21 protein-coding genes are annotated in these 21,455 nt (G+C 63.0%); 12 read left to right on the forward strand and 9 right to left on the reverse strand.

The genetic code is table 11. The features are described from left to right. Nucleotides 1–9: 9 nt before the first annotated feature. The 6 genes from ssuE (at nt 10) to CWR53_RS00995 (ending at nt 4,725) form a co-directional block, all read left to right on the forward strand. The gene (ssuE, locus tag CWR53_RS00970) at nt 10–603 is read left to right on the forward strand and encodes an NADPH-dependent FMN reductase (protein WP_058604715.1); all 594 of its coding nucleotides are present in this window, start codon (nt 10–12) and stop codon (nt 601–603) included. An 84-nt stretch (nt 604–687) separates the two neighbouring features. Beyond that, complete coding sequence (locus CWR53_RS00975; RefSeq protein ID WP_100850593.1) at nt 688–1,653, forward strand: sulfonate ABC transporter substrate-binding protein; 966 nt, start codon at nt 688–690, stop codon at nt 1,651–1,653. A gap of 57 nt (nt 1,654–1,710) precedes the next feature. Then, nucleotides 1,711–2,859: an FMNH2-dependent alkanesulfonate monooxygenase gene (gene ssuD, locus CWR53_RS00980; protein WP_078477820.1), complete on the forward strand. Its 1,149-nt coding sequence runs from the start codon at nt 1,711–1,713 to the stop codon at nt 2,857–2,859. 10 nt (nt 2,860–2,869) lie between these two features. Continuing rightward, nucleotides 2,870–3,667, forward strand: a complete 798-nt coding sequence (gene ssuC / locus CWR53_RS00985) for an aliphatic sulfonate ABC transporter permease SsuC (RefSeq protein ID WP_058604718.1) — start codon at nt 2,870–2,872, stop codon at nt 3,665–3,667. Continuing rightward, nucleotides 3,664–4,476, forward strand: coding sequence for an aliphatic sulfonates ABC transporter ATP-binding protein (gene ssuB / locus CWR53_RS00990; protein WP_058604719.1), 813 nt, complete (start codon nt 3,664–3,666; stop codon nt 4,474–4,476). The genes ssuC and ssuB overlap by 4 nt, the downstream gene beginning before the upstream one ends. A gap of 33 nt (nt 4,477–4,509) precedes the next feature. Beyond that, entirely contained in the window at nt 4,510–4,725 is a 216-nt protein-coding gene (locus tag CWR53_RS00995; protein ID WP_003255829.1) for a molybdopterin-binding protein, read from the forward strand. A 27-nt stretch (nt 4,726–4,752) separates the two neighbouring features. On the opposite strand, the gene CWR53_RS01000 is transcribed toward CWR53_RS00995, so the two are convergent. The 4 genes from CWR53_RS01000 to CWR53_RS01015 all read right to left on the reverse strand — a co-directional run bounded on the left by CWR53_RS01000 (nt 4,753) and on the right by CWR53_RS01015 (nt 9,824). Further along, entirely contained in the window at nt 4,753–5,385 is a 633-nt protein-coding gene (locus CWR53_RS01000; RefSeq protein WP_100850594.1) for a TetR/AcrR family transcriptional regulator, read from the reverse strand. Next, on the reverse strand, nt 5,385–6,977 hold the full coding sequence (gshA, locus tag CWR53_RS01005) for a glutamate--cysteine ligase (protein WP_058637077.1): 1,593 nt from the start codon (nt 6,975–6,977) through the stop codon (nt 5,385–5,387). The genes CWR53_RS01000 and gshA overlap by 1 nt, the downstream gene beginning before the upstream one ends. Nucleotides 6,978–7,116: 139 nt before the next feature. Beyond that, entirely contained in the window at nt 7,117–7,500 is a 384-nt protein-coding gene (locus CWR53_RS01010; RefSeq protein WP_100850595.1) for a PaaI family thioesterase, read from the reverse strand. Beyond that, on the reverse strand, nt 7,500–9,824 hold the full coding sequence (locus CWR53_RS01015) for a Tex family protein (protein ID WP_100850596.1): 2,325 nt from the start codon (nt 9,822–9,824) through the stop codon (nt 7,500–7,502). Before CWR53_RS01015 ends, CWR53_RS01010 begins: the two co-directional genes overlap by 1 nt. Nucleotides 9,825–10,040: 216 nt before the next feature. Here CWR53_RS01015 and ompR point away from each other — a divergent pair, with 216 nt between their 5' ends. Both ompR and CWR53_RS01025 read left to right on the forward strand, forming a co-directional pair. Next, nucleotides 10,041–10,781, forward strand: coding sequence for a two-component system response regulator OmpR (gene ompR, locus CWR53_RS01020; protein WP_058604724.1), 741 nt, complete (start codon nt 10,041–10,043; stop codon nt 10,779–10,781). 13 nt (nt 10,782–10,794) lie between these two features. Beyond that, nucleotides 10,795–12,108 (forward strand): ATP-binding protein, encoded by a 1,314-nt coding sequence (locus CWR53_RS01025; protein ID WP_058604725.1) that lies wholly within the window; start codon nt 10,795–10,797, stop codon nt 12,106–12,108. 83 nt (nt 12,109–12,191) lie between these two features. On the opposite strand, the gene rimK is transcribed toward CWR53_RS01025, so the two are convergent. Further along, nucleotides 12,192–13,097 (reverse strand): 30S ribosomal protein S6--L-glutamate ligase, encoded by a 906-nt coding sequence (gene rimK / locus CWR53_RS01030; protein ID WP_027914119.1) that lies wholly within the window; start codon nt 13,095–13,097, stop codon nt 12,192–12,194. Then, complete coding sequence (locus tag CWR53_RS01035; RefSeq protein WP_230396037.1) at nt 13,094–13,510, reverse strand: ATP-dependent zinc protease; 417 nt, start codon at nt 13,508–13,510, stop codon at nt 13,094–13,096. Before CWR53_RS01035 ends, rimK begins: the two co-directional genes overlap by 4 nt. A gap of 175 nt (nt 13,511–13,685) precedes the next feature. On the opposite strand from CWR53_RS01035, the gene CWR53_RS01040 reads away from it, so the two are divergent. Further along, a complete protein-coding gene (locus CWR53_RS01040) occupies nt 13,686–14,087 on the forward strand; it encodes an RNA-binding S4 domain-containing protein (RefSeq protein ID WP_058604726.1) in 402 nt (133 codons plus the stop codon). A 24-nt stretch (nt 14,088–14,111) separates the two neighbouring features. Here the strand turns inward: CWR53_RS01040 and CWR53_RS01045 are convergent, their stop codons facing one another. Beyond that, complete coding sequence (locus CWR53_RS01045) at nt 14,112–14,906, reverse strand: phosphatase PAP2 family protein (protein WP_058604727.1); 795 nt, start codon at nt 14,904–14,906, stop codon at nt 14,112–14,114. A gap of 105 nt (nt 14,907–15,011) precedes the next feature. Here CWR53_RS01045 and hslO point away from each other — a divergent pair, with 105 nt between their 5' ends. The 3 genes from hslO to CWR53_RS01065 all read left to right on the forward strand — a co-directional run bounded on the left by hslO (nt 15,012) and on the right by CWR53_RS01065 (nt 18,381). Continuing rightward, entirely contained in the window at nt 15,012–15,911 is a 900-nt protein-coding gene (hslO, locus tag CWR53_RS01050) for an Hsp33 family molecular chaperone HslO (protein ID WP_058604728.1), read from the forward strand. Between the two features lie 179 nt (nt 15,912–16,090). Then, nucleotides 16,091–17,632 carry a phosphoenolpyruvate carboxykinase gene (locus CWR53_RS01060; RefSeq protein WP_023535742.1) on the forward strand — a complete coding sequence of 514 codons (1,542 nt, stop codon included), beginning with the start codon at nt 16,091–16,093 and terminating at the stop codon, nt 17,630–17,632. 311 nt (nt 17,633–17,943) lie between these two features. Further along, the gene (locus tag CWR53_RS01065) at nt 17,944–18,381 is read left to right on the forward strand and encodes a thioesterase family protein (RefSeq protein ID WP_100850597.1); all 438 of its coding nucleotides are present in this window, start codon (nt 17,944–17,946) and stop codon (nt 18,379–18,381) included. 50 nt (nt 18,382–18,431) lie between these two features. Here the strand turns inward: CWR53_RS01065 and CWR53_RS01070 are convergent, their stop codons facing one another. Together CWR53_RS01070 and CWR53_RS01075 are read right to left on the reverse strand one after the other, a co-directional pair. Beyond that, on the reverse strand, nt 18,432–18,911 hold the full coding sequence (locus tag CWR53_RS01070; RefSeq protein WP_058605994.1) for a glycine zipper domain-containing protein: 480 nt from the start codon (nt 18,909–18,911) through the stop codon (nt 18,432–18,434). A 195-nt stretch (nt 18,912–19,106) separates the two neighbouring features. Beyond that, a complete protein-coding gene (locus CWR53_RS01075; RefSeq protein WP_100850598.1) occupies nt 19,107–21,452 on the reverse strand; it encodes an FdhF/YdeP family oxidoreductase in 2,346 nt (781 codons plus the stop codon). Nucleotides 21,453–21,455: the final 3 nt, after the last annotated feature.

Genomic DNA, 21,455 nt, shown 5'->3' on the forward strand with positions numbered 1-21,455 from the left:
AGCGCAGCAATGCTGGTCGTATCAATCGGTGGTAGCCCAAGTCCTCGTTCACGCTCAGGCGTGCTGCTCGAACGTTCGCGGCAGTGGCTCGAGCACCGTGGTGTTGAAGTCGTCACCCTGCAGGTGCGCGACTTTCCTGCCGAAGACCTGTTGCATGCCCGCTTCGACAGCCCACACGTGCAGCACTTCCAACAGTTGGTGGCCCAGGCCGATGGCTTGATCGTTGCCACGCCGGTGTACAAGGCGTCGTTCGCCGGTGCGCTGAAAACCCTGCTTGACCTGCTGCCCGAGCGCGCACTGGCCAACCGGGTCGTGCTGCCCATCGCCACCGGCGGCAGCATCGCCCACATGCTGGCCGTGGATTACGCCCTCAAGCCCGTACTGTCGGCTCTCAAGGCCCAGGAGACCCTGCAAGGGATCTTTGCCGATGACAGCCAGATCGCCTATGCCGAAGGCAGTAAGCCGGCCCAGCTGGCGCCTGCCCTTGAAGAACGGCTGCACGACTCGCTGGAAACCTTCCACCTGGCCCTGGCCAGGCGCCCGCGCCCGGTCGCACCCGGCGTGCTCAATGATCGCCTGATCAGTGCTCGCTGGAGCATCTGACCCGGCAAACCCGCTGTATCACCTTACTCGCCCGTCAACGAGGCAAGCAGGTGCAACCCGAACCCCATCGCACAGGAGAGCGCCATGCGCACAATCTTCTTGCGTCGTGGTCTGGTCGCCCTGTTTGCGGCGGCTGTGTCCCTCGGCGCCATTACCCAGGCACAGGCTGAAACCCTGCGCATCGGTTATCAGAAATACGGCACCCTGGTGCTGCTCAAGGCCAAGGGCACGTTGGAAAAGCGTCTGGCCGAGCAAGGCGTGCAGGTGCAGTGGACCGAGTTTCCCGGTGGTCCCCAGCTGCTTGAAGGGCTGAACGTCGGGTCTGTCGATTTCGGCGTGACCGGCGAAACGCCTCCGGTATTCGCACAGGCCGCCGGGGCCGACTTGCTGTACGTGGCCTACGAGCCACCCGCGCCCCACAGTGAGGCCATCCTGGTGCCCAAGGACTCGCCGATCCAGTCGGTGCAGGCACTCAAGGGCAAGAAGGTCGCCCTCAACAAAGGCTCCAACGTCCATTACCTGCTTGTGCGGGCGCTCGAAGATGCAGGCCTGAAGTACACCGATATTCAACCGGTCTACCTGCCCCCGGCCGATGCGCGCGCAGCGTTCGAGCGTGGCAGTGTCGATGCCTGGGTCATCTGGGACCCGTACCAGGCCGCCGCCGAGCAGCAGCTGCAAGCCCGCACCCTGCGTGACGGCCAGGGCCTGGTCGACAACCATCAGTTCTACCTGGCCACGCGCAGTTATGCGAATCAGCACCCGGCCGTCATCAATACCGTCATCGATCAGGTACGTGCGGTCGGTGAGTGGTCGCAGGCCAACCCGCAGGAAGTCACCGACCAGGTCGCCCCGCTGCTCGGGCTCGCGCCGGACATCACCCTGACGTCCGTCAAGCGCCAAGGCTACGGCGCAGCGCCCTTGACGTCGGACGTCGTGGCGGCCCAGCAGAAAATCGCAGACACCTTTCAGACGCTCAAGCTGATACCCAAGCCGCTGCGCATCAAGGACGTGATCTGGACACCCCCGGCCAAGGTTGCCAGTGCGCCTTGATTGATCTGCCCGTGCCGGGCGTTCCCCGGCTCAGCTACCCCTTAGGAGACAACTCCAATGAGCCTCAACATCTTCTGGTTCCTCCCCACGCACGGTGATGGCAAATACCTGGGCACCGCGCAAGGCGCCCGGGCGGTGGACCATGGCTACCTGCAGCAGATTGCCCAGGCGGCCGACCGCCTGGGGTTCGGCGGCGTGCTGATACCCACCGGGCGTTCCTGCGAGGATTCCTGGCTGGTGGCCGCGTCCCTGATCCCTGTTACCGAACGCCTGAAGTTCCTGGTGGCCCTGCGCCCTGGAATCATCTCGCCGACGGTCGCCGCGCGGCAGGCCGCCACGCTCGATCGCCTGTCCAATGGCCGGGCGCTGTTCAACCTGGTAACCGGTGGCGATCCGGACGAGCTGGCCGGTGACGGCCTGCACCTCAATCATCAGGAGCGCTATGAAGCGTCTGTCGAATTCACCCGCATCTGGCGCAAGGTGCTTGAAGGCGAAGAAGTCGATTACGACGGTAAACACATCCAGGTCAAAGGCGCCAAGCTGCTGTACCCACCCATCCAGCAGCCTCGTCCACCGTTGTATTTCGGTGGCTCCTCCGAAGCCGCCCAAGACCTGGCTGCAGAGCAGGTCGAGCTGTACCTGACCTGGGGCGAGCCGCCCAGCGCGGTGGCTGAAAAGATCGCCCAGGTGCGTGATAAGGCAGCTGCCCAGGGCCGCGAAGTGCGGTTTGGCATTCGCCTTCATGTGATCGTGCGTGAGACCAATGCGCAAGCATGGGACGCGGCTGAAAAACTCATATCCCATTTGGACGACGACACCATCGCTCGCGCCCAGGCGTCGCTCGCCCGTTTCGACTCGGTAGGGCAGCAGCGCATGGCCGCGCTGCACAATGGCCGCCGCGACAAGCTTGAAGTCAGCCCCAACCTGTGGGCGGGGGTAGGTTTGGTTCGCGGAGGTGCAGGCACTGCGCTGGTGGGCGATGGCCCGACCGTCGCCGCGCGGGTCAAGGAATATGCCGCCCTGGGCATCGACACCTTCATCTTCTCTGGCTACCCGCACCTTGAAGAGTCATACCGGGTGGCCGAACTGTTGTTCCCGCACCTGGACGTACAACGGCCTCAGCCTGCGACCAGCGGCGGCTACGTGAGCCCGTTCGGCGAGATGGTTGCCAACGACATCCTGCCCAAGTCCGTGGCCCAGCGATGAGGGGCATTGTATGAGTCGGAAAACCTCGAATACCGTGATAGAGCGCTTGGCGCCCTGGGCGCTGCCGGTACTGCTGCTAGCCGCGTGGCAACTGGCGGTCAGCGCGGGCTGGCTGTCGACCCGCATTCTGCCAGCGCCCAGCGCTGTGCTGTCAGCCGGCGTCGACCTGGTACGCAGCGGAGAAATCTGGACGCACCTGGCCATCAGCGGCTGGCGTGCCGGGCTGGGCTTTCTGATCGGTGGCAGCATCGGCCTGGTGCTGGGCTTCATCACGGGGCTGTCCAACTGGGGCGAGCGCCTGCTCGACAGTTCGGTGCAGATGATCCGTAACGTGCCGCACCTGGCACTGATTCCGCTGGTGATCCTGTGGTTCGGTATTGATGAGTCGGCGAAGATCTTTCTGGTCGCGCTGGGCACGCTCTTCCCTATCTACCTGAATACCTATCACGGCATCCGCAATGTCGACCCGGCCCTGGTGGAAATGGCACGCAGCTATGGGCTTTCGGGGTTCAGCCTGTTTCGCCAGGTGATCCTGCCCGGTGCCTTGCCTTCGATACTGGTGGGCGTGCGCTTCGCACTGGGCTTCATGTGGTTGACCTTGATCGTCGCCGAAACCATTTCGGCCAACGCCGGCATTGGCTACCTGGCGATGAACGCCCGGGAGTTCCTGCAGACCGATGTGGTGGTGCTGGCCATCGTGCTGTACGCCGTGCTCGGCAAGCTCGCCGACCTGGCTGCCCGTGGCCTGGAACGTGTGTGGCTGCGTTGGCATCCGGCTTATCAAGTTGCCAGGAAGGAGGGCGCATGACCGTGCTCAAGGACAATCCGCCACATCTGCTGCGTGGTATCCCATTGGCCGCCAAAGGCCTGCGTAAAACCTTCGGCTCGCGCGAGGTGCTAAAAGGCATCGACCTGCATGTCCCGGCCGGCCAGTTCGTCGCCATCGTCGGCCGTAGCGGCTGCGGCAAAAGTACCTTGCTGCGCCTGCTGGCCGGGCTCGACCAACCGACGGCAGGGCAACTGCTGGCAGGTGCTGCACCGCTGGACGAGGCTCGGGAAGAAACCCGCCTGATGTTCCAGGACTCGCGGCTGCTGCCGTGGAAAAAGGTCATCGACAATGTGGGGCTTGGCCTGTCCGGCGATTGGCGTGCCAGGGCGCTGGATGCGCTGGAGGCAGTGGGCCTGGCCGACCGCGCCAACGAATGGCCCGCGAGCCTCTCGGGCGGGCAGAAGCAGCGCGTTGCGCTTGCCCGCGCATTAATTCACCAACCGCGTCTGCTGCTGCTGGACGAACCGCTAGGTGCGCTGGATGCACTGACGCGCATCGAAATGCAGCAACTGATCGAGCGCCTGTGGGGCCAGCATGGTTTCACCGTGCTGCTGGTCACCCATGACGTCAGCGAAGCGGTTGCGGTGGCCGATCGCGTGATTCTGATCGAAGACGGCGAAGTCGGGCTCGACCTGACGGTCGACCTGTCACGGCCACGACCGCGCGCCTCGCACCGCCTGGCCGCGCTTGAAAGCCAAGTGCTCAACCGAGTCCTTTCTGCGCCGGGCACTGCGCCCGAACCGGAGCCTGTTGCCCCCCTGCCCACGCAGTTGCGTTGGGCGCACTGAACCCCCAGAAGCCATCGAAAAGGAAACACGCCAATGACCATCAAAGCCATCAACGTCCGTAATCAGTTCAAAGGCACCGTCAAGGAAATACTCGAAGGCCCGGTGCTGTCGGAGATTGACGTCCAGACCGCCTCGGGTATCGTTACATCGGTCATCACGACCCGCTCCGTGCGGGAACTGGAACTGCAGGTGGGCAGCGAGGTGATCGCCTTCGTGAAGTCCACCGAGGTGTCCATCGCCAAGCTGTGATCGAGCACGGGGCCGCCTTGCGGCCCCTCAGTGCGAGCGCTTGACCAGAAAAGGTGGCAGGTACAAGCCCAGGTAGGCTTCGAACACCCGCTTGCCTTCTTCGGCCATGCGCGGGGTGATGGTCTCGTGCAATTGCATCGACCGGGCATACACTCGATCGCTCAATTCCATGGCCAAGGCGAACACATCCACATCCGCAGGCATCACCGGCAAGTGAAAGTGCTGGTCGAACAACCTGTGCATCAGGGCACCGAGCTCCATGTCGTGCTGCCGGTCGGCCTGCATGACCTCGCTGAGCCCATGCTGCGCCAGGATCAACTGCCGCGCAGCGGCGTCCCCGTTGTAGATATTCAGCATGCGTTGCTCGATCAACCGCGACAGCTCATGCCAGCGAGTGAGCGTGCTGCTGTCGATCGGCGCGCCAAGCGCCTCGCGGAAAACCCTGTGCACATCGGCAGTCAGCGCTTCGAGCAGCGCAGGCACGCTGGCGAAGAAGTGGTAGACCGACGACGGCGGGATTTGCGCGCGCTCGGCCACGCTGTAGATCGACAGGCCAGCCACCCCGCCCTCTGCCAGGAGCTCGCGGGCAGCTGCCAGGATCGCTTCGATCCGGGCCTGGCTGCTGGCGCGTGGCTTGCGCGCTGAGGTGTTGCGGGTCATCAGTTGCTGATTGCCAGGATACTGGCCTGGTAGGCGCCCACGAAGGTATCGAACTCGCCCACTTCTTCTTGTTCCATCTGCGATTGCTTGGCCAGGGACTCGCGTGCCTGTGTTTCGAAGGCCTGCTGCTGGTCGGGGCTCAGGGGCTGTTCGCGCAGTGTCTGGGCGTGGAGACGACTTTGGCGCAGCGAGAACGCGATGAAACTCTCGTCATGCTCGGTCATGCGCGCCAACACCTGGGCCGATGGGGTCAGCTCAGGGTCGTCGACTTTCGCCTGCTGGGCTTGCAGGGCCTGGACGTGATCATCCCCGCCCTGGGCCTGGTCGAGCAGGTTGGCCAATTGACCGATCTGAGCAATCAACTCGCTGGCCCAGTCTTTGAGAGGTACAGGCTGCCCATCACGCTGCAACTTCAGGCCTGGACGCCGGCCTTCTTTGACCACGCTCAGGAAATTGCTGGTGCACTGGCTGCATTCGTTGTTGTTGAGCTGCGGGCTGTCGTCCAGCGCGCAGAACAGCAGAAACGCATCGAGAAAGCGTGCCTCGGTGAGGTCGATGCCCACCGGCAGGAGCGGGTTGATGTCCAGGCAGCGCACCTCCACGTACTGCACCCCGCGCGAGGTAAGCGCCTGGATTGGGCGCTCGCCTGAGTAGGTCACCCGCTTGGGACGGATGTTGGAGTAGTACTCGTTTTCGATTTGCAGAATGTTGGTGTTCAGCTGTACCCACTCGCCATCGACATGGGTGCCAACCTCCACATAGGGTGGGTACGGCGTGCCCACCGCCTTGCGCAGGCTGTCGGTATAGCTGGCCAGGTTGTTGTAGCAGGGCGTCAGGCCCGCCTGGGCATTGCTCTGGTAGCCCAGGTCGCTCATGCGCAGGCTGGTGGCGTAGGGCAGGTAGAGGGTTTCGCCATCGAGCTCTTCGAGCTGATGGGCGCGACCCCGCAGGAAGCCCTTGTCCAAGGCGGGCGAGGCGCCGAACAGGTACATGAGCAGCCAGCTGTAGCGACGGAAATTGCGGATCAAGGCAATGTAGGCGGCCGATTGGTAATCCCGTTCGTTCTCAGTGCTGCCTTCGGCTTCGCGCAGCAATGGCCACAGGGCCTCGGGCAGCGAGAAGTTGTAATGGATGCCGGCGATGCACTGCATGGTGCGGCCGTAGCGCAGGGCCAGGCCCTTGCGATAGACATGCTTGAGCTTGCCGATGTTGGAGGTGCCGTACTCGGCGATGGGGATGTCTTCTTCAGCCGGCAGCGAACACGGCATCGACGGGCTCCACAGGTACTCATCGCTCAGCTTGGTATAGACGAACCTGTGAATCTGCTCGAGGTTTTCCAGCACCGCGGCGGCGTCAGGCAGCGCAGGGGTGATGAATTCAAGCAGTGATTCGGAATAATCGGTGGTGATCTGTTCGTTGGTCAGCGCCGCGCCCAGTGCCTCGGGGTGCGGCGTCTGGGCCAGACGGCCACTGTCTGTCACGCGCAGGCATTCGCGCTCAATGCCGTGCAGACACTGCTTGAGCAAGGGGAGATTGGCGCCGAGCAAGCTCAGGCGGCGGTTGAGGAGTGTGCTCAAGATGTATTCCTTCACGCGTCAGTCGCCCCAATATGGGGGTAGAAAGGACGGTCTACAAGGGTAGGGGGAAGGGAACGGGCGTTGTCGCCTGGTTTACCGCGGCCCCAGCAGTGCGCGCGCACTGCCGAAGTTACCGCAGATAGTGCTTTGTGAGCTAGAGAGCGACGAAGGTTCCTTGCGCCTTGGCCACCAGCTTGTCGCCCTGGACTACGTCAGCGTCGACCACCAGCGTGCGCTTTCCTGCGTGCAACACCCGAGCGGTGCACAGCACCTCGCCATCGCTGACGGCGCGCAGATAATTGATCTTGCATTCGAGGGTGACGCTCTGCTGGTCGAAGCCGTGGCTGGACGAGCAGGCCAGCCCCATGGCGATGTCCACCAGGCTGAAGATCGCCCCGCCATGAAGCTTCTGGCCACGGTTGCGCAAGTGCGGCGCCACCGCCAGGCTTACCTCGGCAACGCCCGCATCCAGGCGTTGCAGGCTGCAGCCCAGCAGTTGGCTGAAGGCGCTTTGTACGTACTCCGGCGCCACGTCCATCACTTCTTCTTCAACTGCTTGGCGTTGGCGAACAGGGCAGCCATGGCGTTGTTGGCCGGCGCTGCAGTGGCGGTCTCGCGCTGACGGGGCGCCGGTTGCTGACGGCCACCCCCCTGGCCACGTCCGCCACCCCGGTTGCCTTCGACCTTTTCGCCCGGCGTGTCGCTCATGCGCATGGACAGGCCAACACGCTTGCGCGGGATGTCCACTTCCATGACCTTGACCTTGACCACATCGCCAGCCTTCACCGCTTCGCGTGGGTCCTTGACGAACTTTTCCGACAGCGCCGAGATGTGCACCAGCCCATCCTGATGCACGCCGATATCCACGAACGCGCCGAAATTGGTGACGTTGGTCACCACGCCTTCCAGGATCATCCCAGGCTCCAGGTCCTTGAGGTCCTCGACCCCGTCCTGGAAGGTGGCCGTCTTGAACTCCGGGCGCGGGTCGCGGCCAGGCTTGTCCAGTTCCTGCAGGATGTCGGTCACCGTGGGCAGGCCAAAGGTTTCGTCGGTGAACTTCTTCGGGTCCAGGCGCTTGAGGAAACTGCTGTCACCGATCAGCGAGCGGATGTCCCGGTCGGTATTGGCAGCGATGCGCTGCACCAGCGGGTAGGCCTCGGGGTGAACGGCAGAGGCGTCCAGCGGGTTGTCGCCGTTCATCACGCGCAGGAAGCCTGCGGCCTGCTCGAAGGTCTTCTCACCCAGCCGGCTGACCTTCTTCAAGGCCGCACGGGTGGCAAACGGGCCGTTGGCATCACGGTGGGCCACGATGTTCTGTGCCAGGGTCGTGTTCAAGCCCGAAATACGCGTGAGCAGGGCGACCGACGCGGTGTTCACGTCCACGCCGACGGCGTTCACGCAATCCTCGACGACGGCGTCGAGGCCGCGTGCCAGCTTCACTTGCGACACGTCGTGCTGGTACTGGCCCACGCCGATGGACTTGGGATCGATCTTGACCAGCTCGGCCAGTGGATCCTGCAGGCGACGTGCAATCGAGACCGCGCCACGGATCGACACATCCAGGTCGGGGAATTCCCGAGCCGCCAGCTCCGATGCCGAGTACACCGAGGCGCCGGCTTCGGAGACCATGACCTTGGTGATCTTCAGGGCAGGGTACTGCTTGACCAGGTCAGCCACCAGCTTGTCGCTCTCGCGGCTGGCGGTGCCATTGCCGATGGCGATGAGCTCGACCGAATGCTTGGCGCACAGCGCAGCCATCACCGAAAGCGTGCGGTCCCATTCGTTTCTGGGGGCATGGGGATACACGGTTGTGTAGTCGAGCAGCTTGCCAGTGGCATCGACCACGGCGATCTTGCAGCCTGTGCGCAGGCCAGGGTCGAAGCCCAGCGTGGCGCGCGGGCCGGCAGGCGCTGCCAGCAGCAGGTCATGCAGGTTGTGGGCGAAGACGTTGATTGCCTCACCCTCGGCATTGTCGCGCAGTTCCCCGAACAGGTCGGTCTCCAGGTGGGTGTAGAGCTTGACCTTCCAGGTCCAGCGCACCACTTCGCCCAGCCATTTATCGGCCGCGCGGCCGCGGTTCTCGATGCCGACGTGCTCACCGATCATCAATTCGCACGGGTGCAGGGTACCCGGCAGCTCTTCGCCCACTTTCAGCGAGGCGCTGAGCACGCCTTCGTTGCGCCCGCGGAAGATCGCCAGCGCGCGGTGCGACGGCGCGCTGCGCAGCAACTCGTCATGGGCGAAGTAGTCGCGGAACTTGGCGCCTTCTTCTTCCTTGCCGGGCACCACGCGCGCGCTGAGCACCGCCTCCTGCTTGAGGAAGCTGCGCAGTTTGTCGAGCAGGGCTGCATCTTCGGCGAAACGCTCCATGAGGATGTACTTGGCTCCTTCAAGCGCAGCTTTGACGTCTGCCACGCCCTTGTCGGCGCTGACAAAGCGCGCCGCTTCGCTTTCCGGGGCCAGGGACGGGTCGGCGAACAGGCTGTCGGCCAGCTCGCCCAGGCCAGCTTCCAGGGCGATCTGGCCCTTGGTGCGGCGCTTTTGCTTGTAGGGCAGGTAGAGGTCTTCGAGGCGCGTCTTGGTGTCGGCCAGCTTGATCTCGCGCGCCAGTTCCGGCGTCAGCTTGCCTTGCTCCTCGATGCTGGCAAGGATGCTGATGCGGCGCTCGTCGAGTTCGCGCAAGTAGCGCAGGCGCTCTTCCAGGTGGCGCAGCTGGGTGTCGTCCAGGCTGCCGGTCACCTCTTTGCGGTAACGGGCGATGAAAGGCACGGTAGAGCCTTCGTCCAACAGGCCCACGGCCGCCTCGACCTGTTGTGGGCGTACGCCCAGTTCCTCGGCGATACGGCTGTTGATGCTGTCCATGTAAACCACCTGACGTTCTTGAATACGGAGTCGCCGGTGGGCCTTTCGCCCGGCGGCGCTGGATGAAAGCGGCGCATTATACCCATCGCAAACGGCTTGCGGTGATGGCCTGGCGCCAGTTGGAAGTGGCGTCCCGGGAAAAATCTGCTAACAATGCTCACGGCACGCGTTGCAGCGGCTACGCCATAATGCGCAGCGATACCAGAGGAGTAATTCATGACCGGCACGCCAACTACCGCTGAAGGTGAAAAAATTCTGATCGTCGACGACGATCCAGGGCTCAGCAGCCTGCTTGAACGTTTCTTCACCAGCAAGGGTTATCGTGCCCGCGCGGTCCCCAACACCGAGCAGATGGACCGCCTGCTCCAGCGTGAAGTGTTCAACCTGGTGGTGCTCGACCTGATGCTGCCGGGCGAAGACGGCTTGTCCGCCTGCAAGCGCCTGCGCCAACAGAACAACCAGATCCCCATCATCATGCTCACGGCCAAAGGTGACGAGCTCAGCCGCATCAAGGGCCTGGAACTGGGCGCTGACGACTACCTCGGCAAGCCGTTCAACCCCGACGAGCTGATGGCCCGGGTCAAGGCCGTGCTGCGCCGCCAGGCGCCTTCGGTACCCGGTGCGCCGGGCAGCGAGGACGAGTCGGTCACCTTCGGCGACTACGAGCTGTCCCTGGCCACCCGCGAACTCAAGCGTGGCGACGAAGTGCACATGCTCACCACGGGCGAATTCGCCGTGCTCAAGGCCCTGGTGATGCATGCCCGCGAACCGTTGACCCGCGACAAACTCATGAACCTGGCACGCGGGCGTGAATGGGATGCGCTGGAGCGCTCCATCGACGTACAGATCTCGCGCCTGCGCCGCATGATCGAGCCAGACCCGTCCAAACCGCGCTACATCCAGACGGTATGGGGTGTGGGCTATGTGTTCGTACCGGATGGAAACGCCGCTAAATGACGCTGCTGCCTAGATGAAGACGCCGCTGTGGTTTCCGCAGAGTTTCTTCGCGCGCACCTTGTGGCTCGTGCTGATCGTCGTTCTGTTCTCCAAGGCGTTGACCCTGGTCTACCTGCTGATGAACGAGGACGTATTGGTCGATCGTCAGTACAGCCACGGCGTGGCATTGACCTTGCGCGCCTATTGGGCGGCCGATGAAGAGAACCGTGACCAGATCGCCGAGGCGGCAGGCCTGATCCGGGTAACCGGTGCTGGCGTACCGGAGGGCGAGCAGCACTGGCCCTACAGCGAAATCTACCAACGGCAGATGCAGGCAGAGCTTGGCGAGGACACCGAGGTGCGGCTGCGCATCCATGCACCGCCTGCCTTGTGGGTCAACGCGCCCAGCCTGGGCCCGGGCTGGCTGAAAGTGCCGTTGTACCCCCACCCGTTGCGCGGGCAGAAAATCTGGAACGTGCTGGGCTGGTTCCTGGCCATTGGCCTGCTGTCCACCGCCTCGGCCTGGATATTCGTGCGTCAGTTGAACCAGCCGCTCAAACGCCTGGTGTTCGCCGCGCGCCAGCTTGGCCAGGGGCGCAGTGTGCGCCTGCCAGTCAGCGACACGCCCAGCGAAATGACCGAGGTGTACAAAGCCTTCAACCAGATGGCCGAAGACGTCGAGCAAGCCGGGCGCGAGCGCGAGTTGATGCTGGCTGGCGTGTCCCACGACTTGCGCACCCCGCTGACCCGGCTGAGGCTTTCACTGTCCTTGCTCGGCAGCGACAGTGAGCTGAGCGACGATATGGTGCGCGATATCGAAGACATGGACGCCATTCTCGACCAGTTCCTGGCGTTCATTCGCGACGGGCGGGACGAGCCTCTCGAAGAAGTCGATCTTGGCGCGTTGGTGCGTGAAGTGGTCGCACCCTACAACCAGCCCGAGGAACGTGTTCGCTTGTGCCTGGAGCCCATACCGCCGTTTCCACTGCGCCGGGTATCGCTCAAGCGCATGCTGGGCAACCTGATTGGCAATGCCCTGCACCATGCGGGCAAGGGCGTCGAGGTTGCAGCCTATGTCTCGGGGGACGAAAGCGCCCCGTATGTGGTGCTGAGCGTGCTTGACCGAGGGGCAGGGATCGACGAATCCGAGCTCGAGACCATCTTCAACCCGTTCATTCGGGGTGACCGTGCCCGAGGCGGCAAAGGCACCGGGCTGGGCCTGGCCATCGTCAAGCGAATCGCCGCCCAGCATGGCGGCAACGTCGAGCTACGCAATCGTTCTGGGGGCGGTATCGAAGCGCGGGTACGGTTACCCTTGGGGCTGCTGTTGCCGCGCAACGCTGTCTGATCGCAAGTCTGGTCTGGCGTGCTTCCAGGGGCCGATCAGCCACCGAGGAAGCAGGCTGGCCTGGTAGGCGGCCAGCGGCGCGATCAGCCCTTGCCCTTGGTTCGGGTCTGATTGGGCCCGCCGTTCTTCTCCAGGTGTTCGAAGATCATGCCGGCTACGTCCTTGCCGGTAGTCACCTCGATGCCCTCCAGCCCCGGTGACGAGTTGACCTCCATCACCAGTGGGCCGTGGTTGGAGCGCAGAATGTCGACGCCGGCCACGCTCAAGCCCATCACCTTGGCTGCGCGAATGGCCGTCATGCGCTCTTCCGGGGTGATCTTGATCAGGCTGGCAACGCCACCACGGTGCAGGTTGGAGCGAAACTCGCCGGGTTTGGCCTGGCGTTTCATCGACGCGATTACCTTGTCTCCCACCACGAAGCAGCGGATATCAGCGCCACCGGCTTCCTTGATGTACTCCTGGACCATGATGTTCTGCTTGAGCCCCATGAAGGCTTCGATCACAGATTCGGCTGCCTTGGTGGTTTCGCACAGCACCACGCCAATGCCTTGGGTGCCCTCGAGGACCTTGATCACCAGCGGGGCGCCGTGGACCATCTGGATCAGGTCCGGAATGTCATCGGGCGAATGGGCGAAGCCGGTTACCGGCAAGCCAATGCCGCGGCGCGACAGCAATTGCAACGAGCGCAGCTTGTCGCGCGAACGTGCGATGGCGACCGACTCGTTGAGCGGGTATACCCCCATCATTTCGAACTGGCGCAGCACAGCGCAGCCATAGAAAGTGACAGAGGCACCAATGCGCGGGATGACTGCATCGAACCCTTCCAGTGGCTTGCCGCGGTAATGAATCTGCGGCTTGTGGCTGGCGATGTTCATGTAGGCCCGCAGGGTATCGATCACCACCATCTCGTGACCACGCTGGGTACCGGCTTCGACCAGGCGGCGGGTGGAATACAGACGCGGATTACGCGAAAGCACAGCGATCTTCATGCAGCACCTGTCAAGGTAGTGTGGGTGGCCGGAAAGGCAGGTTTGTCTTGTACGTACTTCAGGCCCGGATTGACGACCAACTGGCCGTGAATCAGGGCCTTGGAACCCAGCAACAGGCGGTAACGCATGCTCTTGCGGCAAGCCAGGGTAAATTCGACGGCCCATACCCTGTCACCCAACGCGAGCGTGGTGCGAATGACATAACGGGTTTGGGCGTGGCCATTGGAGCTTCGAATGGTTTTCATGCTCACCAGCGGCGCCTCGCAGCGGCGGTGACGCAATTGCACGATCGAACCCAGGTGCGCAGTGAATCGGACCCACGGCTGGCCATTGCGTTCGAAAGGTTCTATCTCGGTGGCATGCAGGCTGGAGGTGCTGGCGCCGGTGTCGATCTTGGCGCGTAGCCCTGCCACGCCCAGCTCGGGCAAGGCTACCCATTCCCGCAGGCCAATTACAGTCAGATGATCAAATGTCTTCACGAAACGCACCCAGCGGATGAGAGAGTGAACTGTAAGCATGGCGGGGAATTTTTGCATCCGATGCTTACGGTAGTACAGTTCCCCCAATCACGGAACTCGAGGTATCGGGATGGCACAGAAAGTCGAAGATGACGACAAGGTTCGCCTGGACAAATGGCTGTGGGCGGCGCGTTTCTACAAGACGCGTGCGCTGGCCAAGGCGGCCATCGAAAGTGGCAAGGTGCACTGCCGTGGCGAGCGATGCAAACCGGGCAAGGAGCCGCGGGTGGGCGATGAATTCGTCCTGCGTACGGGCTTCGACGAGCGCACGGTGGTGGTAAAGGCGCTGTCGGCCGTACGCCGCGGTGCACCGCAAGCGCAGGCCCTGTATGAAGAAACCGAAGAAAGCGTGCGCCGGCGCGAGCAGGCTGCGGCGCTGCGCAAGGCCGGTGCCACCGGTGTCACCACCGATGGGCGGCCGACCAAGAAGCAGCGCCGCCAGATACATCAATTGCACGGAAGCTTCGAGTAGCCGGGGCCGCCAGGCGGTCCAGGCTTAGCGCAGCACGGCCATCCGACCGACCAACGGCAACCTGCCCAGCAGCCTGAACAGCGGGGCGGTCCAGCGCACCAGCGCAGCACTGCTTCTGGCCGCCAGGGGCGTGTACAGGCTCCAGCCCAGAGCCAGCACCGCCATCAACAGGCCGCCGATGTAATCATCCTGGCCCCAGTGTGCGCCAGCGACCAGGCGTGGCAGCATGAACAGCACCGCCAGCCCCCAGATCACCAGGTACTGCCCGACGCGGCGACTGAAGACGCTCATGAACAGCGCCCAGATGAGCAGTACCGAAGCATGATCGCCCGGGAAGCTCTTGCTGGAACGGTCCTTGAGCTCCCAGGTTGCCTCCAGGTGTGGGTAGTAGTCACTCAGGTGCACGGCGCCATCGAGCATCATCGATGGGCTGTTGTGTTGCCAACCGGCAGCGTCGACCCACTTGGAAAACAGTGCTCGAATCACCACTAAGAGCAGTAGCGTGACCAGAAAGCCGAAAAATGCCTGGCGAACCTGGGCGGCCTTGAATACCCAGTCGCCCCGGATCAGCGTGGCCAGCAGGATCAGGCCGACGACGATGTCGAACGGGCGCAGGCTGCCGACGGTCCAGATGTAGCGCCAGGCGGTGCTTTCAGCCAGCGGTGCGTTGAGGCTGTGGAACAGCCATTCGTCGAATGTCAGGCACAGCATCTGGCCAACAGGCCATAACCAGAAACACAGTAGTGCTATGGGCAGTAGCGTACAGGCTACCAATGGCCCCCAGGACCACCTCGCTTGGAACAGTGGTCGATTGTCCATAAGATACCTCGATCTCCTAACGGGAATGAGCGCCCGAAACGCTCGACGACGGGATTGCAAATCCCGGCAATTATCTTGTCATTATTTTCAGATAGCCAGACAACCATGAGCGATTTGCCAGATACAGATTTCACCCAACGTTTCATCTTCGACGAGCGCGATGTGCGCGGCGAGTGGGTGTCTCTCGATGACAGCTACGCCGCGGTGTTGGCGCGTCACGAGTACCCGGCGCCGGTCAAGACCTTGCTCGGCGAGCTGATGGCCGCCACCGCGCTGCTGGTCGGTGCCCTCAAGTTCGACGGCCTGCTGATCCTGCAGGCGCGCTCGGAAGGGCCTATTCCATTGCTGATGGTCGAGTGCTCCGGGGACCGAGACATCCGCGGCATGGCCCGCTACGAGGCCGACCAGATTGCAGCCGATGCCACCCTGTCCAATCTGATGCCAGGCGGGCACCTGACGCTGACCATCGATCCGGTCAGGGGCCAGCGCTACCAGGGCACTGTCGAGCTCGACGGTGCCGACCTCTCGGAATGCTTCACCAATTACTTCGTGCAATCCCAGCAGCTGAACACTCGGTTCTGGCTGCACGCCGAGGCGGGCAAGGCCCGTGGCCTGCTGCTGCAGCAACTGCCGCGCGACCGTCAGCCCGACGACGAGGAACGTGAAGACAGCTGGCAGCATGTAGTTGCCCTGGCCAAGACCCTCAAGCCGCAAGAGTGGGCCGAAGCCAACGAAACCCTGCTGCACCGCCTGTACCACGAAGATGCCGTGCGCCTGTTCGACGTCCAGCCCCTGCGCTTCAACTGCAGCTGCTCGCGCGAGCGTTCCGGCAATGCGCTGGTAAGCCTGGGTGAAGCCGATGCCAAGGCGTTGGTAGAGGAATGCGGGGGTACGGTGGAGATCGACTGCCAGTTCTGCAATGAGCGGTATTTCTTCGATGCCAGCGATGTCGCACAGCTCTTTGCCGGCGGCGGCACGGACTCTGCCTCAGAAACTCTTCACTGAAACGTTTCACTACAGGAGATTCTCCTGTCGAATTGCGCAAAAGCTCGGTTCTGACAGGAGGGGCCTACTTTTTTTGGGCGTTTCTGGCATAATCCGGCCACTTTTTTCGCTGTAGTAGTTTTTCTGAAACGACTACAAAACGTTTGGAGCACTCGGCCTCGGGCCGGATGGGGTATCTCATGACGCAAGCCAACAACACCGTGTACACCGACCTGAGCGTCGATGAGCTGGTAAAAGAAGCGCTGCAACGCGGTGAAGGTGTACTAGCCGACACGGGTGCACTGGTCGTGGAGACCGGCCACCGTACCGGCCGTTCCCCGGCTGACCGTTTCATCGTCGAAGAACCTTCCACCCAGGACGCCATCGCCTGGGGCCCGATCAACCGCAAGTTCCCGGCCGACAAGTTCGATGCCCTGTGGGACCGCGTCGAGGCGTTTAACAACGCCCAGGATCACTTCGTTTCCTACGTCCACGTAGGGGCGGCGGCCGAGCACTACCTGCCGGTCAAGATGACGACCCAGACAGCCTGGCAGAACCTGTTCGGGCGTTGCCTGTTCATCAACCCGGAGCAGTTCAACCCGGCTGGCCGTGGCGAGTGGCAGATCCTCAACGTCGCCAACTTCGTCTGCGAGCCTGAGCGTGATGGCACCAACTCCGATGGTTGCGTGATCATCAACTTCGCCCAGAAGAAAGTGCTGATCGCTGGCATGCGTTACGCTGGCGAAATGAAGAAAGCCATGTTCTCGGTACAGAACTTCCTGCTGCCGGCTGCCGACGTATTGCCAATGCACTGCGCGGCCAACATCGGCGAAGAGGGTGATGTCACCCTGTTCTTCGGTCTGTCCGGCACCGGCAAGACCACGCTGTCGGCCGACGAGAGCCGTTACCTGATCGGTGACGACGAGCACGGTTGGGGTGAAGGTGTCGTCTTCAACATGGAAGGTGGCTGCTACGCCAAGTGCATCGACCTGTCCGAGAAGAACGAGCCGGTCATCTGGAAAGCCATCAAGCATGGCGCCGTCCTGGAAAACGTCGTGCTCGATGCCAACAAGCACGCCGATTACAGCGACGTCAGCCTGACCCAGAACAGCCGCGCCGCCTACCCGCTGGAACACGTGGCCAAGCGCTCCGAGGCTAACCTGGGTGGCGAGCCGAACGCGGTCATCTTCCTGACCTGCGACCTGACTGGCGTACTGCCGCCCGTATCGATCCTGAACAACGAGCAGGCGGCCTACCACTTCCTGTCCGGCTACACCGCGCTGGTCGGTTCCACCGAAATGGGCTCGGGCGGCGGCATCAAGTCGACCTTCTCCACCTGCTTCGGCGCGCCGTTCTTCCCGCGCCCTGCTGGTGAGTACGCCGAGCTGCTGATCAAGCGCATCAACGGCTTCAACTCCAAGGTCTACCTGGTCAACACCGGCTGGACGGGCGGTGGCTACGGTGTGGGCAAGCGCTTCAGCATTCCGACCACCCGTGCCGTGATCGCTGCCATCCAGAGCGGCGCGTTGGTCGGTGCTGAAACCGAGCACCTGGACATCATCAACCTGGACGTGCCGAAGTCGGTACCAGGCGTCGAGACTGACCTGCTCAACCCGCGCACCAACTGGGCTGACAAGGCTGCCTACGACGAAGCCGCCAAAGGCCTGGCTAACCTGTTCATCGAAAACTTCAAGAAGTTCGACGTATCCGACGCCATCAAGGCTGCGGGTCCTCAGCTGTAAGCTGAAGCAGGTTGTATTAAAAGAGCCGCCCTTCGGGGCGAATGCTGTTCACTTGGGGCCGCTTCGCGACCCGTCGCGGCACAAGACCGCTCCCACACTGTCCTGTGAGCCCTTAACTCAAGCGCCACGCAGTCAGGGTGGGAGCGGCCTTGTGCCGCGATGGGCCGTGAAACGGCCCCAACGATCTTAAGTGAACAGCATTAGTCCTTAGGGGCGGCTTTTTGCTGGCGGCTTCAAAAGGGTTAATTCGATCAAGCGGCTCATTTTCTGGTTCACTGTGTACACCCAATGTGAAGCCGCGAGCCCGCCCGATGATCCAGCCTCCCCAGCGTACTGCCTTTTCCCACGTGCATCCGATCCTGACCCGCGCGCAAGACAACGACGCCAACGGCCATATCGCCGGCTCGACCGTGCATGCGTACTTTGAAACGACCATCCAGTCTTTTCTGATTGAGCACGCGGAACTGGACCTGCGCGACGGCGAACTGGCGGCGTTTGTGGTCACCTCGGCGGCAGACTTCTACGCCCTGCCGGGCTTTCCGGACGTACTGGAGGTGGCGCTGGGGGTGACGCGTCTGGCTGGGAGCACCGTGGAGTACCGGCTGGCGCTCTATCGCCCTGGTGAGGCCCAGGCTTGTGCGGTGGGGACGGTGGTGCAGGTGTTCATTGACCGAGCCAGTGGCCAGCCGGTAGCGCTACCGGCGCAATTGGCAGCGAGGTTAGCGACGCTTGCAGAGCGGGCTCAATAAAAACCCCGCCATCAAGGCGGGGTTCTATGCGCAGCGGCTACCCTGACTCATCAAGGGTGGCGATGGCGGCCGTGCTTGCGGTGGCCATAATGGTGACCACGGTCCCAGTGACGACGGTCGTCGTAGTCGCGGCGGTAGCGGCGATGGTCGCGGCGATCATCCTGATCGGCCTTGTTGCCCATATAGTTGCCAAGGGCACCGCCTGCGCCACCGCCAGCGGCTGCACCAATGTAGCTGCCGGTGGTGCCGCCAACGCTACGGCCTACTACGTTGCCGCCTGCTGCGCCGAGCGCACCGCCGATGGCCGCTTCGCCGCGCTGACGCTTGTCGGCGCCGACCGCACTGCCGGCGGCGCCGCCCAGGCCTGCGCCAATGGCGCCGCCAGTGCTACCACCGATGGACTGGCCTACGACTGAGCCCAGTACCCCACCCAATGCGCCGCCAATGCCGGCCTCGGTGGAGCCGCCTGCCATGGCAACGCCGCTGAGCAAGCCAAAAGACAACAACAGAATCGAGGAGTACTTCTTCATTCAAGAGAGCCTCAAAGGGATGACGAGGCGAATGTGCTTCTATCTGCGTCCAGTGGCAACGAATATCCGACGAATTGCACGGGTTGTACACAATTCGTCAACTCGTTGATTTATAAGTGAAACTTTGTCTTTTTTCTGCGGTCTTATGCTCTTGTGACATAGCCCTGATCCTGCATTGGACCAGGGCTTTTTCATTCAGAGAATTCGTCCGTCGTCCTCGGCGCGTTCCAGCTTGATGGCAATGAACTTGGACGTTGGCGTGTGGCTACCCTCGCCAACGCTCTCCAGCGGTACCAGCGGGTTCACTTCTGGATAATAGGCCGCTGCCTGCCCGGCAGGTATGTCGAACGCCAGCAGGGTAAAGCCGCGCACTCGGCGAACATGCTCATCCCCCCACAGTGAAACGATGTCGACCTTCTGGCCAGGCTTGAAGCCCAGCCGAACGATGTCGGCTTCGTTGGCGAACAACACGTCGCGCTGGCCGCGCACGCCTCGGTAACGGTCGTCCAGGCCATAGATGGTGGTGTTGTACTGATCGTGCGAGCGCATCGATTGCAACACCAAGTCCGGCACCTGGCCGCTGGCACGCACGCGCTCGTCAAGCAGCGAATCTGGCAGCAGGTTGGCCTTGAAGTTTGCGCGGCCATTGGCCGTGGCCCACTCGCGCCGGCCGGCGCTATTGCCCAGGTAGAATCCCCCAGGCTGCCGCATGCGCTGATTGAAATCAGAGAAGCCTGCAATGGTGTCGGCGATCAGAGCTCGAATACGGTCGTAGTCGGCCACCAGCCATTGCCAGTCCACAGGGTGTTTGCCCAGGGTGGCAGCAGCGATGCCAGCGATGACCGCGGGCTCAGACCGCATGTGCCGGGACAGTGGCTTGAGCTGGCCGTTGGAGCCGTGGACCATGCTGAACGAGTCTTCGACGGTGACCGCTTGAGGCCCGTCCGCTTGCATGTCGATGTCGGTACGGCCCAGGCAAGGCAGGATAAGCGCCTGCTTGCCGTGAACCAGGTGGCTGCGGTTGAGCTTGGTGCTGATGTGCACGGTCAGTTCGCAGTTGCGCAGCGCTCGCGCCGTGCGTTCGGTGTCGGGTGTGGCCTGTGCGAAGTTGCCGCCTAGTCCGATGAACACCTTGGCGTGCCCTTGGAGCATGGCATGGATGGCTTCGACGGTGTTGTGCCCGTTCTTGCGCGGCACCGGGAAGCCGAAGCGCGCTTCGATGGCGTCGAGCAGGGCGGCCGGCGGACGCTCGTTGATACCCATGGTGCGGTCGCCCTGCACGTTGCTGTGACCGCGAACCGGGCACAGCCCGGCCCCTGGCGCGCCGATGTTGCCGCGCAGCATTTGCAGGTTGACCAGTTCCTGGATGGTCGGCACCGAATGACGGTGCTGGGTGATGCCCATGGCCCAGCACATGATCACGCGTTGGCTTCGGCAGTACATGCGGGCGGCCAGTTCGATGTCTTCGAGTGCCAAGCCCGACTGCTGCTGGATATGCGCCCAAGGCGTGGCATCGACCACCGCCAGGTAGTCGTCCAGACCGTGCCCGTGCTCGGCGATGAAGGCGTGGTCGAAGACCGCCGGCTCACCCTTGGCCTGCGCTTCACGCTCCCATTGCAGGGCGAACTTGGCCATGCCGCGCAGCATGGCCATGTCGCCACCCAGGGCCGGGCGGAAGAACGCGGTGTTGGTGGGGCGGTCGCTGTTGGTCAGCATCTCCAGCGGGTTTTGCGGGTGCTGGAAGCGTTCCAGGCCGCGCTCCTTGAGCGGGTTGATGCACACCACCTGCGCACCGCGTTTCACTGCATCGCGCAGCGGGTCCAGCATGCGCGGGTGGTTGGTGCCCGGGTTCTGGCCCCAGACGAAGATCGCGTCGGCGTGCTCGAAATCCTCGAACGTGACGGTACCCTTGCCCACCCCCACGCTCTGCCCCAGCGCCACACCGCTGGCCTCGTGGCACATGTTCGAGCAGTCCGGGAAGTTGTTGGTGCCGTAGGCGCGCACGAAGAGCTGGTAGAGGTACGCCGCTTCGTTGCTGGCGCGCCCGGAGGTGTAGAACTCGGCCTGGTCAGGGCTTGCGAGCTTGTTCAGCTCTCGGCCGATGAGGGCGAACGCGGCGTCCCAGCTGATGGGCTGGTAGCGATCAGTGGCGGCGTCGTACACCATCGGCTCGGTCAGTCGGCCTTGGTACTCCAGCCAGTAATCGCTTTGCTGCAGCAACGAGGTGACGCTGTAGCGGGCGAAGAAGGCAGCGTCGACGCGGCGTTTGGTGGCTTCCCAGTTGACCGCCTTGGCGCCGTTTTCGCAAAACTTGACCATGCCGCTTTCAGGCGAGTCGCCCCAGGCACAACCTGGGCAGTCAAAGCCGCCGTTCTGGTTGGTCTTGAGCAGGGCACGGATGTTCTTCAGCGGGTTGTCGCTGCCCACCCAGGCTTTGGCCACGCTGCGCAGTGCACCCCAGCCGCCGGCAGGGCCGTGGTAGGGCTTGTAGCGAGGGGAGGAGGCTGGGGCGTTTTTCGGAATAGGCTGGTACGAGGTCACGGC

This window comes from Pseudomonas sp. SGAir0191 (genome assembly GCF_002812565.2).
In the GTDB taxonomy this organism is placed as follows: domain Bacteria; phylum Pseudomonadota; class Gammaproteobacteria; order Pseudomonadales; family Pseudomonadaceae; genus Aquipseudomonas; species Aquipseudomonas parafulva_B.